General features: G+C 64.0%; 12 protein-coding genes. 9 read left to right on the top strand and 3 right to left on the bottom strand.

What is annotated here, in order from left to right:
- Positions 1-42 precede the first annotated feature (42 nt).
- The 3 genes from AU465_RS26645 (at position 43) to AU465_RS26655 (ending at position 4,918) form a co-directional block, all read left to right on the top strand.
- Positions 43-2,199: a GumC family protein gene (locus AU465_RS26645; RefSeq protein ID WP_192254840.1), complete on the top strand. Its 2,157-nt coding sequence runs from the start codon at positions 43-45 to the stop codon at positions 2,197-2,199.
- 20 nt (positions 2,200-2,219) lie between these two features.
- A complete protein-coding gene (locus AU465_RS26650; RefSeq protein WP_192254842.1) occupies positions 2,220-3,329 on the top strand; it encodes a glycoside hydrolase family 5 protein in 1,110 nt (369 codons plus the stop codon).
- A 65-nt stretch (positions 3,330-3,394) separates the two neighbouring features.
- Entirely contained in the window at positions 3,395-4,918 is a 1,524-nt protein-coding gene (locus tag AU465_RS26655; protein ID WP_192254844.1) for a hypothetical protein, read from the top strand.
- Between the two features lie 42 nt (positions 4,919-4,960).
- On the opposite strand, the gene AU465_RS26660 is transcribed toward AU465_RS26655, so the two are convergent.
- A complete protein-coding gene (locus AU465_RS26660) occupies positions 4,961-5,845 on the bottom strand; it encodes a GNAT family N-acetyltransferase (protein ID WP_246506449.1) in 885 nt (294 codons plus the stop codon).
- Between the two features lie 545 nt (positions 5,846-6,390).
- Here AU465_RS26660 and AU465_RS26665 point away from each other — a divergent pair.
- Genes AU465_RS26665 through AU465_RS26675 form a run of 3 tightly spaced genes read left to right on the top strand, consistent with a single transcriptional unit; the run spans position 6,391 to position 9,241 of the window.
- Entirely contained in the window at positions 6,391-6,942 is a 552-nt protein-coding gene (locus AU465_RS26665) for a MaoC family dehydratase (RefSeq protein WP_192254846.1), read from the top strand.
- Positions 6,939-8,099, top strand: a complete 1,161-nt coding sequence (locus AU465_RS26670) for a CaiB/BaiF CoA transferase family protein (RefSeq protein ID WP_192254848.1) — start codon at positions 6,939-6,941, stop codon at positions 8,097-8,099. Before AU465_RS26665 ends, AU465_RS26670 begins: the two co-directional genes overlap by 4 nt.
- 14 nt (positions 8,100-8,113) lie before the next feature.
- Positions 8,114-9,241, top strand: coding sequence for an extracellular solute-binding protein (locus AU465_RS26675; RefSeq protein WP_192254996.1), 1,128 nt, complete (start codon positions 8,114-8,116; stop codon positions 9,239-9,241).
- A 33-nt stretch (positions 9,242-9,274) separates the two neighbouring features.
- On the opposite strand, the gene AU465_RS26680 is transcribed toward AU465_RS26675, so the two are convergent.
- Together AU465_RS26680 and AU465_RS26685 are read right to left on the bottom strand one after the other, a co-directional pair.
- The gene (locus AU465_RS26680; protein ID WP_192254850.1) at positions 9,275-10,111 is read right to left on the bottom strand and encodes an amidohydrolase family protein; all 837 of its coding nucleotides are present in this window, start codon (positions 10,109-10,111) and stop codon (positions 9,275-9,277) included.
- A gap of 122 nt (positions 10,112-10,233) precedes the next feature.
- On the bottom strand, positions 10,234-11,019 hold the full coding sequence (locus AU465_RS26685; RefSeq protein ID WP_192254852.1) for an IclR family transcriptional regulator: 786 nt from the start codon (positions 11,017-11,019) through the stop codon (positions 10,234-10,236).
- Positions 11,020-11,177: 158 nt separating this feature from the next.
- Here AU465_RS26685 and AU465_RS26690 point away from each other — a divergent pair, with 158 nt between their 5' ends.
- The 3 genes from AU465_RS26690 (at position 11,178) to AU465_RS26705 (ending at position 15,062) form a co-directional block, all read left to right on the top strand.
- Positions 11,178-12,491, top strand: a complete 1,314-nt coding sequence (locus AU465_RS26690) for an ABC transporter substrate-binding protein (RefSeq protein WP_192254854.1) — start codon at positions 11,178-11,180, stop codon at positions 12,489-12,491.
- A 106-nt stretch (positions 12,492-12,597) separates the two neighbouring features.
- Entirely contained in the window at positions 12,598-13,494 is an 897-nt protein-coding gene (locus AU465_RS26695; protein WP_192254856.1) for a carbohydrate ABC transporter permease, read from the top strand.
- Positions 13,495-13,796: 302 nt separating this feature from the next.
- Positions 13,797-15,062: an ABC transporter permease subunit gene (locus tag AU465_RS26705; protein WP_376774907.1), complete on the top strand. Its 1,266-nt coding sequence runs from the start codon at positions 13,797-13,799 to the stop codon at positions 15,060-15,062.
- Position 15,063 lies beyond the last annotated feature (1 nt).

Here is a 15,063-nt window from a genome sequence, read left to right on the forward strand (position 1 = left end):
CGAGTGAGGTCGTGAGGTCGCGGCTCTCAACGAGGAACATTGATGAAGCCAGCCAGGATCGACGAGCGCACTCTTCCGCCGCTGTTCGACATAGGTGCCGTATGGGCCATTCTTTGGGCGCGTCGCTTGATGGTGCTTGCCATCGCCGGCGCGGCATTGCTGTTGGCGCTATCCTATCTTGCGGTGACCAAACCGAGCTATACGGCGACGGCCTCGATACTGATCGACCCCCGCGACACGCGCGCGACCAATTTCAACAACGTGCTTCCGGGGATCGGCTCCGACAGCGCCGCCATCGCCAGCCAGGTCTTCGTCATCCAGTCGCCTGACCTGCTCGGCGCCGTCTTCAAAAGCCAGAAGCTCGACAGCGATCCCGAATTCTCCGGCGTCGGCCTGACGTCGCACCTGTTGTCGCTGTTCGGAGTCGGCGCGACCTCGTCGCAGGACGCTGCCTTCAAGCGCTTCCAGGGCAAGGTGTCGGTGGAGCGCGAAGGGCTGACCTACGTCATCAATGTCAGCTTCACGTCGCCGTCGCCGGAAAAGGCCGCGCGCATCGCCAATGCCATCGTCGACCAGTACCGGGCAGGTCTCGTGGGAGAACGCGAGACCGCCAACAGCGACGTGAATACGCTGCTCACGGACAGGATCTCCGGCTTGCAGAAGGACGTCAGCGTCGCCGAGCGGGCGGTCGAGGATTTCAAGACGAAACATAATATTGTGAATTCGACGGATGGCGGCACGCTGCAGTCGCAGCTCGATCAGCTCACGTCGCAGCTGATCGCCGCCCAGGGCGACGCCGATCAGGCCAAGGACCGCTACAACCAGGCGCTGGCTGCGGGAAATTCGCCGGCCGGTCTCGCCAAGCTTGCGGACGTTCTTACCTCCACCTCGGCCATCAAATTGCGCGACGACTACAACCAGCGCGCCACCGAGCTTGCCAGCCTGCAGACCATGTACGGGCCGCGTCACCCGACCATCGGACGGCTTCAGTCCGAGCTGGAGCGGTTGAAGCGGCTGATGGCCGCCGAGGCGGATCGCATAAGGCAGCAGTTGAAGGCCAGCTACGACCTTGCCGTGCAGAATGTCGGGAAGCTGCAGGACAAACTCGAAGCCCTGCGCCAGCAGTCGACGAACTCGAACGTCGCGCAGGTGCAGCTCAGGCAGCTGGAATCGAAGGCCCAGGCGACCCGCGCGGTGCTCGATGACTACCTCAAGCGCGCGCAGGAAACGTCGCAGATGCAGGGCGTGCAGACCTCCGAGGCGCGCAAGATCGGCGTGGCATCGCCGCCTGTACAGCCGACATGGCCGAAGCCGGTCCTGCTTCTCTTGGTGAGCGCGGTTCTGGGGCTCCTCGCCGGATGCGGCCTCGCTCTGGCGCTTGGTCCGCTCCCGCGGCCGCAAGAGGATCCGCTGGCACCGAAGGATGTCGCGTCGGAGCCGGTCGCGGACCGCAAGGAAGGCTCGCCTGCCAGCCCCCGGCCATTGCCGATGCCGGCCAATTTCGGCGAATACCGTCTGCCCGGCGTCGCCGGCGGGACCGCCTATTCCAACATCAAGGCGATCAGGAAGCAGCTGTTCCAGACCGGAAACGAAACGCTGTCGCTCGACGTGTTGAAGATCATGCGGCAGATGGTCCTGCACCTCAACGACCATGGCAAACCCTTTGTCATCCTCGTGTCTTCGATCCGCAGCAGTTTCGAGGCACGGATCGCAGGCGCGATGCTGGGGATCGGCATGCAACGGGCCGATCAGAATGTGCTGATAGTGGAAATCGGCGATCATCTGTCCAACTCGACGACAGACGGAGCCGGATTGTTCATCGATGGCGCGACCGGCCTGCAGACGGTCGTGTGCAGCTCCGTGACGGAGAAAGGTCCCGGCGTTGTGGATCGCAGCACCTTCCCCGGCATTCTGGCCGAGGCAGGGAGCGCGTTCGATTTCGTGCTCGTGATCGCGCCTTCGTTCAATGAGAACGGCTGGAATCCGGAACTTTTCGCCAAAGCCGACCTTGCGCTTCTGGCACTCGGCCAGTCCGAGCAACCTTCGGAAGCCGCCAGGCTGCTCGCGCAAAAATTCGGCGCCGGCCAGATCGGCCGCAGCGCCACTCTTGTCGTCGCTCCGGACAGCGCGAAGCCGGCCGGGGCGACCGACGGACCGCGAGCGGCCGGCGAACAGCGCCGCAGCGCCGCCCGGGGATAGACAGTGGAGGCGGTGGACCGATGACATGGCCGCCCAACGTGTCGCGGCGGCATGCGCTGGTTCTTGCCGCCGGAGCCGTTCTCGCCACCTCCCCTCTGCCACGGTCCGCCGCGCTGGCGGCGGCCGATGCCCGTGTACCATCGCGTGGCTTCAACCTTCCGGGATGGCTCGATCGCGACGGTGGGTCTGCTCCCGCCGCGGCCACGCTTGAAAAGCTGCGCCAATCGGGGTTCGAAACGATCCGGCTGCCGGTAAACGCCGATTTCGTCTCCAGCGGCGACCCGGCAACGCTTCGCCGCATCCAGAACGGGATCAGGGACCTTGTCGGCTTCGGCTTTTCGGTCCTCCTCGACATGCATCCCTCGGGCGAGCTGGTGGCGGCTTTCCGAAACGATCCCGAAGCCGCGGGCGAAAAGGTGCTTCAGGCCTGGACGGCCCTGCGCGTCGTCGTTGCCGATCTGCCGGCGCAATCGGTCTATCCGGAGCTGCTGAACGAGCCACCGATGGAACAGACCAACTGGCTGGCGTTGCGGGAGCAGATCGCCGCGACGCTGCGAGCAAGCTGTCCGCTCCACACGCTGGTCTGGGGACCGGCACGGTTTCAGGGCATCTGGGAAATCGCCGACACGCCGCCGCTCGCCGACGACAATCAGATTGCCGCCGTTCACTACTACGCGCCCATGGCATTTACCCATCAGTGCGAGAACTGGGATGCCTCGCCGCTCGCCCGTATTGCAAACCTGCCCTTTCCCGCAAGCAAGGAAACGGCGTCGGTGAACCGGCTGCTTTCCAAATTGCGCGCGGCGGGCGACGAAGAGGCCGCCAAGCTCGTTGAGGACGAGTTGTCGGCGCCTTGGACGGAGGCGCGGATCGCCCAGGATTTTGGCGGTCTGGCGCGCTGGTCCACGACCCACGGCTGTCCGGTTATGCTCAACGAATTCGGTGTGCTCAATTTCTGCGTGGATGTCGAAAGCCGCGCGTCCTGGGTGCGCGCCGTGCGCAAGGCGGCGGAAGCGAACCATGTCGCATGGACCTACTGGGAACTCGATCAGGGTTTCGGCTTCATCAGGAGCAGGCAGAGCATCGAAGGGTTCGACGGCGCGATGATTGCCGCGCTGCTCGGAGGTTAGCGGGACGTGGACGACAGGCGCCATAAACGCTTGCTGGGGCAAGCAATGACCGGAGCGGGCCAGCGATGAGCATGACGCAGGCCTATTCGCCTGCCCAACTAGGCGCGCCGCGCCGCGATACGCCCGAAGCCCGGCTGCATGTCGGCACGGCCTTGCTTGTCGTTGCGCTCGCGGTCTCCTCCTTTGCCGTGTGGACCCCGTTCGGGGTAGCCGCGACCTTCGTGCTGACGCTGATGATTGCGAACGCAATGCCTTCGGGCGTGCCCGTGCTGATCATCTGCGCCTTCCTCTACCAGAACCTCGTGGTCGCCTGGTTCACCCCATACATTCCCGACAACGACACGTTCGACGCGCTGCGCGGCACCAACTTCATCATCCTGATGACCGCGTTCGGCATCTTCCTGGCTGCCTCGTTTCAGTACCGCGTCCGCGCGCTGACCGAATTGCGCCCGTGGCTGCTGCTGAGCATGGTGCTATGCGGAACGGTTTGCTTCTATTTCGCGCTCGGCGTCGTGCATGGCGGCCCGAAGGACGCGGTCGTCTATTTCCGCAATACGGTCACGCCGCTTGCCTGCTTTCACGTCGCGGTCCTCGCCGCCAGCCTCTATCCCGTCGACCTGCGCAAGAGCATGCTCTGGCTCGGCGCCGGCGCGATCGTCTATGGTTATGCGGAACTGACCTTCACGATGGATTTCCTCGGCCTCTTCCATGGTGACCAATATGTCGAGCGCAGCATATCGCGGCAGGTCGAGACCGGCGTGTGGGAAAAGGCGCTCCAGGAAACGGGTTTCGTTTACCGCGGGATCGAGGACGTGATGACCACGACCTTCTTCAACACGCCGCTGTTCAAAGACATCCTGCCCAGCGTCTTCCGCATCGGCGGGCCGAACTTCCATCCGATCAGCTACGCTTACGCCTTGAGCATCATTTCGGCCTGGCTCCTCTTCAAGGGACGATGGTTGCTGCCTCTCGCGGCCTTGCCGCTGCTGCTCGTCATCGGCTCCAAGGGAGCGACCTTCACGCTCTTCGTCGCGATTGCCGCGCGGCTCATCTACCGCCCTTCCCGCGCCGGTCTGGCGCTCCTGGCCGTGATGGCCCTGGCCGTGGTCTGGACGACCGCGGCGATCGCCTATGGCGCCACGCATGGCGACTATCACGTCCTCGGCCTGATTGCCGGCATGCGCGACTTCCTGGCTAACCCGCTAGGCCAAGGACTGGGTCTCGGCGGCAACCTGTCGAGCACCAGCATCAATCTCAACTGGCAAACCGCTCAGGCCGAGGGTGCCGCCTCCGTGCCGGTCGAGAGCGCGGTCGGTGTCATGCTTTACCAGATGGGCGTAGGCAGCCTCGTCTTCTTCGGCTTCCTGGCGGCGCTGGCCGTGGCATTGCGGCGCCAGCTTATCCAAACCGGCGACCCGGATTTCCTGTTCTGCTTTGTCGGCATCGTTACCATATCGGCCAACGCGGTGCTGCAGGAGGAGGCGTTTTACTCCCCTCTCGCCCTCGCCTTCTGCCTTTTGCTCGTGGGCGTCTCGCTGGGAACACGCTGGCGCATGGCCGCGGCTGCAAGAGCCGAAGCAGCGGGCTGAGTATCGGATCGGCTGGATTCAAGGCCAGCTTCGCGACTTCGTTCAGGAACCGAACAGCACCATCTCGGTGAACGTCAGGTCTCCCGGCGAAGGCGATTTCGGGCCCTTGAAATACTTGATGCCCTTCTTCGGAAAATACCTGCCGGACAGACCGGGAACCGGGGCCATCGCATCGACGAGGCAAACCAGCTGCCCGCGCCGCAGGAGAAAGCGCCCCACGGCCCCGGCGCAACGGACCAGATCCGCGTGGGAGCGGCAGTAGACGACCTGGCAGCACGGAATGAGACCATGCAATATCCGGCGCGGCTTCAGCACAAGGGGCAACGCCAAGCCGTCGCAGATGCAGATCAGCGACAGGCAGCCCAGCGCGGCATGCTCGAGCAGTATGTATCTTTCATTGTCGGTGAGCTCAGCCATTTCGGCGAGGTCCGCACGGGCATCCAGCACGCGGTCCGGGCGCAGCATCGCGTTCAGGACGGGAAAGAAGGCGACCTGTCCACCGGAAAACAGGCGAAACCCGAATGCCTTGTTGAGCCTCACTGTCCCCGGCGATGGCGAAATATTGGTGTAGACCACGTCCTTGCGCATGATGACCGTCGCGATCATCCTGCTGGCATAAGGTCGGAACTCCGCATCCACGGACCAACTCGATAGATTGCAGCGGATTTCGTCGCCGTCCACACTCCTGTGCCTGGCATAGAGCGTAAGCACGGCGCCGACGACCCGGCCCGACTTCTCGAGGACGAAACCATAGCGCGGAAAATCGGCGACCGCGGGCCGCCGTGACAGGCGGGTCAGCGCCTCTATCCAATAGCCGTGGCTGCGTTCCGGAAAGCCCCTGTGCAGGCAGTCCGCCACGCCTGCCCAATCTTCCTCGTCGAAGGGTCGGCAGCCGACACCGGGAGGAAATGCACCGAGAACCGCCATGGTCGACTCAAGAAAAAAGGCACACAATATGGTCGAGGTCCGTATTATCCTGACGATCGATTACTAACGAATTACACGGCCATCGACGCGAATTTTATTGGCCGTATTCGGCGATGCCGTATCGCGCCCCTTGCGTACAACCATCAGGCCAAGCTTTACAACCTTTCCAGCGGTTAAGAGTTGCAGAATTAACCGATGTTTCTTCCTGCGTGATTTCTGGACAGAACCGTCGCACGGTTTCCTGGATTGCCCGAAGGCAGGCCCTTCGCGACCAAGCTTCACGCGCCGGCGCAACGGCCTGCACCCTGGCGCCGGAGCCCGACTGCAGTCGACCCGAGGAGGGACCGGGGCCTTCGCTGAGCTTCGCGCAGCCGAGCAAGCCGGTTCGGCCCGACGGACAAAATTTCTACCCGGCCCCGCTTGTACCGAAATCTCATATGTGAATATAATCTTCACAAGAGAAGATTTGGGGAGGATCGACCGCGTCTGGCTCCGGCCTTGTCCGGATGGCGCGGCCCATTCTCCGGCAGCGGACGAACAGGATAATGACCAGCTTCCCGCCCACCGTCGGCGTCGCTTCGACACGCCCTTCCGACATGCCGGCCGATCACGCCGAGCTGCCGGTGTGGAACGCCGAAAACTGGTTCTATGAGGATTGGCCGGTCGGCCAGAAGATCCGCTCGCTCCGGCGCACCATGGCCGAAGGCGACTGCCATCTCTTCAACACCCTGGTGCTCGATATCCACCCCTATGTGCAGGACCAGATGTTCGCCGAGCGCGAAGGCATTTTCGGCAAGCGTCTGGTAGCGGGCGCGTTCGTCTTCTCCGCCGGGCTTGGACTCGTCGCCACCAATTGCGTCAACGCCTTTTCCTACGGCTACGACAAGCTCCGCTTCATCAAGCCGGTCTTCATCGGCGACACCATCTATTCGATCCGCACCAACATGGAGAAGCGGCCCCGCTACAAGGACATGGGGCTGATCCGCGCCAGCTACGAAGTGTTCAAGGGCGAAGGCGAGCTGGTGCTCTACTGCGAGCACTTGCAAACCGTGAAATACAAGAACCCGGCCGACTTCGCCGGCAAGACGGAGAAATGATCATGGCCGCCGACCTGCCGCTGTCCGGCCTTGTCGTTGTCGACATGAGCCAGTTCCTGTCGGGACCTTACTGCTCGCTGAGGCTGCTCGATCTCGGCGCCCGCGTCATCAAGATCGAGCGGCCCGATGGCGGCGACCTGTCGCGCCGGCTCTATCTCAGCGACACCGAGATCGGCGGCGATTCCACCATCTTCCACGCCATCAACCGGGCCAAGGAAAGTTTTGCCGTCGACCTGAAGAACGAGGACGACCTGCAAGCGTTGCGCGGGCTGCTCGCGAAAGCCGATGTGCTGATCCAGAATTTCCGGCCCGGCGTCATCGAGCGGCTCGGCCTCGACTATGAGCATGTGCGCACGCTCAACCCGCGCCTGGTCTACGCCTCGATCAGCGGCTATGGCGAGGAAGGCCCGTGGGTGAAGCGTCCGGGCCAGGACTTGCTTGCCCAGGCGCGCTCTGGCGTGATGTGGCTGAACGGTGACGAGGATCAGGGTCCGGTGCCGTTCGGCCTGGCGATCGCCGACATGCTGGCGGGTGCCGCCTGCGCGCAAGGCATCCTCGCAGCACTTGTCCGGCGCGGCATCACCGGCCAAGGCGGCCATGTCGAAACCAGCCTGTTCGAGGCGCTGATCGATTTCCAGTTCGAGGTGCTGACGACCCACCTCAACGACGGCCGACGGCTGCCGCGCCGCTCGTCCTTCCGCAGCGCCCACGCCTATCTGGCGGCGCCCTACGGCGTCTATCCGGCGAAGGACGGTTTCCTGGCGATCGCCATGACGCCGATCCCGAAACTGGCCGACCTGCTCGAGATCGAGGCGCTGGCACCCTACCGCGACCAGCCGTCGACCTGGTTCACGGCGCGCGACGAGATCAAGGCGATCATCGCGCAACGCATCGCGCAGAAGCCGGTCGACGAATGGCTGGCGATCCTCGAGCCCGCCGACATCTGGTGCGCGAAGATCCTGAACTGGAAGGAGGTGCTGGAGAGCGACGGCTTCAGGGCGCTCGACCTGTTGCAAACCGTGACGCGCGAGGACGGTGTTGCGATCCACACCACCCGGTCGCCGCTGAGGGTCGACGGCGTGCGCGCCAAAGTCGATCGGGCAGCGCCGCGCGTCGGCGAGCACAGTGCAAAAATCCGCGCGGAGTTTGGTCTGTGACCGCGCTCAAGGGTATGACCTGGAACCATCCGCGCGGCTACGATCCGATGGTGGCCTGCTCCAGGCTTTGGCAGGAAAAGACCGGCGTTTCGATCGAATGGGAGAAGCGCTCGCTGCAGGATTTCGAATCCTTCCCGGTTGAGGAACTTGCCCGCGCCTATGACTTGATCGTCATCGATCATCCGCATGTCGGCCAGATCACCGGCGAAAAATGTCTGGCGCCTCTCGACGTGCCGGGCCGCGAGAAGGAGCGCGAGGCGCTCGCGAAGGCAAGCGTCGGCCGATCCTTCCCAAGCTACACCTGGCAGGGGCGGCAATGGGCTTTTCCGATCGATGCCGCGACCCAGGTGCAGGCCTGGCGACCCGACCTGATCGAGGCCGCGCCGACGATCTGGACCGAGGTGCTGGAGCTTGCTGAGCAGGGCCGCGTGCTCCTGCCGCTCAGGCCGCCGCACTCGCTGATGTGCTTCTTCACGCTTGCCGCCGATCTCGGCCGGCCATGTGCCGTCGAAGGATCGGGCGATCTGATCGATGCCGAGACCGGCGAAACCGTCGTCGAAATGCTGCGTGAGATCGCGGCGCTCGTCGACCCCGAATGCCTGACGATGGACCCGATCGCGGTGTTCGAAAAGATGGCCGAGCCCATCTCGCGCATCGCCTGCGCGCCGCTGATCTACGGCTACGTGCCCTATGCGACAGGCGGATTCCGCCCGAACCGGCTTTTCTTTTGCGACATGCCGTCCGTGGGCGGCAATGGCCCGATCGGCTCCGCCCTCGGCGGCACAGGCATCGCCGTGTCGGCCTTCTCCGCCGCCAGCAAGGAAGCGACCGACTTCGCCTACTGGATCGCCAGCGGCGATGTGCAGCGCGGCCCCTATGCCGCCGCTGGCGGCCAGCCCGGCCATGCCGCCGCCTGGGAGGACGAGGCCGTCAACGCCGCGACAGGCGACTTCTATCGCGCCACGCGGGCAACGCTGGAAGGCGCCTGGGTGCGCCCGCGCCACGACGGCTACATGGCATTCCAGCAGGCCGCCTCCGACCGCCTCAACGATGGTCTGGCCGGCAGGCAGGACGCACGCCGCGTCGTCGCCGACATCAATCGCCTGTTCCGGGAGAGCTTCGCGCCGGCCGCCGCCGGCTAATGCATCTCGCTCGACCGCGCAGCAGAGTCGGGCTTACAGCCGCCACAGCTTCTTCGCGTTGCCGGAGAGCAGCTTCGCGCGCTCGGTCGCGCTCGCGCCGGCGATCAGCGCATGCGTGGCCGCCACCCAGCCGAGCAGCCCGCCACCTATTTTGCAGACCGGCCAGTCGCTGCCCCATACGACGCGGTCCCAGCCGAAGCTGCCGATCGTGTGCTCGACATAGGGCCGCAGCGTCTCGGCGGTCCAGGTCGCTGGATCGGCATAGGCGACGACGCCCGAAATCTTGCCCACGACATTGGGGCGCCGCGCGATCGCGGCGATCTGCTCGCGCCAAGGGTGCTCGGCCCTGTCCTTGATGTCGGGCACGCCGCAGTGATCGAGAACGAACTGCACGTCCGGCGCCAGATCGACCAGCGCGATCGCTTGGCTCATCTGCCGCGGCAGGACGCAGAGATCGAAGGTCAGCCCGCTGCCGGCGATACGCTTGATGTTTTCACGGAAAAGCGCGCCCTCGGAAACGTCGTCGGGCACGACATGCAGCACGCGGCGGAAACCTTTCACGAAGGGATCGGCCTTCACCTTGTCCAGCCAGGCAGCGAAGCCAGCCTCTTCCGGTCGGCAGGAGACGATCGCACCCCTCACCAGGCTGCCTGGCTTTTTCGACAATCCTTCGACGTGAGCCGTCTCGGCCGCGATATCGGCAGGGTCGACGTCGACCTCCATATGCAGCGCCAGCTCTATGCCCGCGCGGCGTGCCTCGACGGCATATTCATCGTAGGAAAAATCGCGGTCGAGCGCCGGCACGCCGGACAGCCACGGATAGCGCAGCGCCGCCTTGTCGATGAGATGCAGGTGGGTGTCGACGATCATGGCTTCCTCCCTTGTCGCGCTTCTGCATGTCGCCCAAAACTGTGCAGCGGTTTTGGGAAAATGACATGCCTCAAAACATGGTCTCGATCATCTCACGGGAGAATTCATCATTCAAATAAGAATTATTCCTTCGACCTCACATCCGATCCCGCGAGTTGCGACAAACGGGCCGCGGCGGCCTGGAGCAGCGTGATGGTCCTGGTGATATCGGGCGCGGCCGGCGCATTGACCAGGGTGATATAGGGTATGGTGAGCGCGGCGATGCCGCGTCCGTCGGGACCGAGCACCGGCGCCGACAGATTGTAGACGCCGGCCGTCTGCAGCGAAGCCATCATCTCATAGCCGCGGTCGCGCACCTGGTCGAGGCGGGCGAAGAAGTCGGGCGACAGCTTCATCTCCTCGTTGCTGCGCAGATGCTCGGCGATCATCATCTCGCGTTCTTCCGGCGAGCGGAAGGCCAGCAGCACATGTCCCGAGCCGGTGTCGAACAGGCTGATATGCGAGCCGACGCGGATCGAGATACCCCAGTATCGCGGCGCTTCCTGCTGGGCGATGACGACGGCGCTGCCACGGTCGAACACCACGAGCTGGTTTGCCTGCCACGACGTCTCGGCCAGTTCGCGCATGATCGAGGTGGCGTAGGAGACCAGCCTGCGCACCGGCGCATGCAACTGGCCGAGCCCGAAGAGCTTCAGCGTCAGCGAATAGCGGTCGCCGTCGGGGCGTGTGACATAGCCGCGTTTCACCAGACGGTCGAGCATCCGGTAGAACTCGTTCGGACTGCGGTCGAGCCGCTTGGCGATCTCGGCCTGCGTCAGGCCGCCATCGACGCTGGCGAGCAGTTCCAGGATGTCCAGCCCCTTGTCCAGTGCCGGCGCGCGATAGCGGTCTTCCTCGTCGTCCTGCACCGGATGTCCCTCTGGTGAATTTTCATCTTCATATACGCAAGAGTGCCTTCATTGGGAAGAAGTTTCGGCTTGACGACTTATGAATATTTTGTTTGCATATGAATGAAGCGGCTGAGCTTCAGGTCATGGCGGCCACTGGCCGTCCAGGGAGGATATTCATGAACAGACTGCTTTCCGGCGTCGCCGCCGGCGCATTGCTCATGGCATCGGGCGCTGCATTCGCGGCCGACCTGCCGGGCAAGTTTCCCGGCGTCACCATCGACGCCAAGCTGATTGGCGGCCAGCAATACGAAAAGCTCTACGAGCGCATCGGCGAGTGGGAGAAGGCGACCGGCGCCAAGGTCAACGTCATCTCCAAGAAGAACCACTTCGATCTCGACAAGGAGATCAAGTCGGATATCGCGTCGAACTCGATCACCTGGTGCGTCGGCTCCAACCACACCTCGTTCGCGCCGCAATATCCGGGCATCTACACCGATCTTGCCAAGCTCCTGCCGAAGGAGGAGATCGACGCCTTCGTTCCGGCCAACATCACGGCCGGCACGCTCGACGGCAAGCTGGTGATGCTGCCGCGCGCGCAGTTCGACGTCTCGGCGCTCTACTACCAGAAGAGCCTCTATCAGGACGAAGCCAAGAAGAAGGCCTACAAGGACAAGTACGGCGAGGATCTCGCGCCGCCGGACACGTTCGACGAGATGGCCCAGCAGGCGGAATTCTTCGCCAGCCCGCCCGATTTCTACGGCACGCAATATGCCGGCAAGGAAGAGGCGATCAACGGCCGCTTCTACGAGATGCTGATCGCCGACGGCGGCGAATATCTCGACAAGGACGGCAAGCCGGCCTTCAACTCCGAAGCCGGCGTCAAGGCGCTCGACTGGTTCGTCAACCTCTACAAGGCCAAGGCGGTGCCTGCCGGCACGACCAACTATCTGTGGGACGACCTCGGCCAGGGCTTTGCCTCCGGCACCGTGGCGATCAACCTCGACTGGCCGGGCTGGGCCGGCTTCTTCAACGACCCGAAGTCGTCGAAGGTCGCCGGCAATGTCGGCGTCAAGGTGCAGCCCAAGGGCTCGTCCGGCAAGCGCTCCGGCTGGTCCGGCGCGCATGGCTTCTCGGTGACCGAGAACTGCGCCAACAAGGAAGCCGCCGCCTCGCTCGTCTGGTGGCTGACCAACGAGGACAGCCAGAAGCTGGAGGCCGCCGCCGGCCCGTTGCCCACCCGCACCAAGGTGTGGGAATGGGACCTCGAGCAGGCCAAGTCCGATCCGTATAAGACCGAAGTGCTGCAGGCATTCCAGGAAGCCGCCAAGAACGCCTTCCCGGTGCCGCAGACGCCGGAATGGATCGAAATCTCCAACGCCGTCTATCCGGAACTGCAGGCCGCGATCCTCGGCGACAAGACCTCCAAGCAGGCGCTGGACGACGCGGCCGCTAAGGCGACGCAGATCCTCGAGGACGCCGGCAAGCTCTAAGGACTATCCTCCCTGCGGCGCCGGTCCTTGCGACCGGCGCCGCTTTGACCGATGCGGCCGCCCTGCGATTGGATCGCCGGCCGCGCAAACTTCTTTAGGACATCGCATGACGGCCAAGCGGCTTTCCGCGCCAACCCTTCTTCTGCTGCCGGCCGTGCTCGTGCTGGCGGCGGTGGTGGTCGTGCCGCTCTGCCTGTCATTTTATTCCAGCTTCACGCCGTTCAGGCTGACGCGGCCGGAGACCTTCTTCACCTTCATCGGCCTGCGCAACTATCGCAACATTCTGTCCGACGCGAATTTCTGGTGGGCCTTCGGCCGCACCGTGCTTTTGCTTACCATCGCGCTCAATCTGGAGATGCTGCTCGGGCTCGGCCTCGCGCTGCTGGTCGAGAAGGCCAGCCGCGGCCAGCGGCTGCTGCGCACCATCATGATGTTCCCGATGATGTTCTCGCCGATCCTCGTCGGCTTCCAGTTCAAGTTCATGTTCAACGACAATATTGGGCTGGTGAACAACGCGCTGCAGTCGCTCGGCCTGACGCGGGATGCCATCCCCTGGCTGATCGAAGGCCACCTCGCCTTCATCGCCATTTCGATCGCCGAGATCTGGTCGTCGACCTCGATCTTCGCGATCCTGATCCTTGCCGGCCTGCTCGCCATGCCCAAGGAGCCGGTCGAGGCGGCGCGCGTCGACGGCTGCACACCTTGGCAGACCTTCCGCTATGTGACCTGGCCCTTCATCATGCCCTTCGCCTACATCGCCATGACCATCCGCTCGCTCGACGTCGCGCGCGCCTACGACATCGTCAAGATCATGACCGATGGTGGCCCGGCCGGCCGCACGGAGCTGTTGTGGACGCTGGTCGCGCGCACCGCATACAGCGATGCCCGCATGGGCGTGGCCAATGCCATGGCCTATTTCTCGATCCTGCTGTCGATCGTCTTCACAGTTTATTTCTTCAAGAAGCTCGCCGCGGCGCGCACCCAGATCGGCGCGGAGTGGTGAGAATGGACGCCAACGCATCCGCCCGCCTGAAGCGTAGCGCCGCGACGATCGCGCATCGCATCGGCCTGTTCCTCGCCATGCTGTTGATCTGCCTGCCCGGCATCTGGATCGTGCTGTCCTCGCTGCGGCCGACGGTCGAAATCCTCGCCAAGCCGCCGGTCTGGATCCCGCAGCAGGTCTCGCTCGACGCCTACATCGCCATGTTCAGCGGCGTCGGCAAGGGCGGCATTCCCGTCCTCGACTATTTCCGCAATTCGCTGATCATCTCGATCACCTCGACCGTCATTGCCATCGCCATCGGCATGGCCGGCGGCTACGCCTTCGCGCGCTACCGTTTCCGTGGCAAGTCGGCAATGTTCCTCGGCCTGATGCTGACCCGCACCGTGCCCGGCATCGCGCTCTCGCTGCCGCTGTTTTTCGTCTATGCCCGCCTCGACATCATCGACACGCATTTCGGCCTGATCCTCGCCTATGTCGCGCTCAACGTGCCTTTCACCATCTGGCTGATCGACGGCTTCTTCCGCCAGGTGCCGAAGGATCTTGCCGAGGCCGCGCAGATCGACGGCTGCACGCGCTGGCAGGCCTTTTGGCAGGTCGAGTTTCCGCTTGCCGGACCAGGCATCGCGTCCGCCGGCATGGGCCTCTACGATCCGGACCGGGCTAAAGCGCGAAAGCTCGCCGAGAAATGGGGCGTGACCGCCTACCGCTCGCTGGAAGAAGCGGCAGCGGTGAAGGATGCGATCTTCGACCTGGCGACGCCGCCCGGCCGGCACGCCGAAGTCCTGAGGGCCCTTCCTGACGGCGCGGTGGCGCTGATCCAAAAGCCGATGGGCAACTATCTCGGCGAGGCGACCGAGATTCTTGAAATCTGCCGCGCCAAGAAGCTGAAGGCGGCGGTGAATTTCCAGCTCCGCTTCGCGCCGATGATGCTGGCGCTGAAGGACGCGATCGCCAAGGGCTGGCTTGGCGAAGTCGTCGACTTCGACGCCTGGCTGGCGCTGGCTACTCCGTGGCAGCTTTGGGAGTTCCTGCTCACGGCGCCGCGCGTCGAGATCGCCATGCATTCGATCCACTATCTCGACCTGATCCGCCAACTATTGGGCGACCCGAAGGGCGTGCATGCCAAGACGCTCGGCCATCCCAACCACAAGGTCGCGCAGACGCGCACCAGCGCCATTCTCGACTATGGCGACACGGTGCGCTGCGCGCTCTCGATCAACCACGACCACAAGTTCGGACGCCGGCACCAGGCCTGCGAGTTCCGCGTCTGCGGCACCGAAGGCGCCGCCTACGTCAAGCTCGGCCTCAATCTCGACTATCCGCGCGGCGAGCCGGACATTTTGGAAATCTATCCCAAGGGCGGGTCGGACTGGGTGAGCGTGCCACTTGCCGGCGAATGGTTCCCTGACGCCTTCGTCGGGCGCATGGCCAATGTTCAGCGCTTCGCTTGCGGCGAGGACGCCGAGCTGGTCAGCTCCGTCGAGGACGCCTGGAATACGATGGCGTTGGTCGAAGCCGCCTACAAATCGAGCGCCGCGCCGGCGACGCCGCTCGCGGAAAAACCGTAGG

The sequence above is a fragment of the Mesorhizobium silamurunense genome (genome assembly GCF_014843905.1).
Classification (GTDB): Bacteria; Pseudomonadota; Alphaproteobacteria; order Rhizobiales; family Rhizobiaceae; genus Mesorhizobium; species Mesorhizobium silamurunense.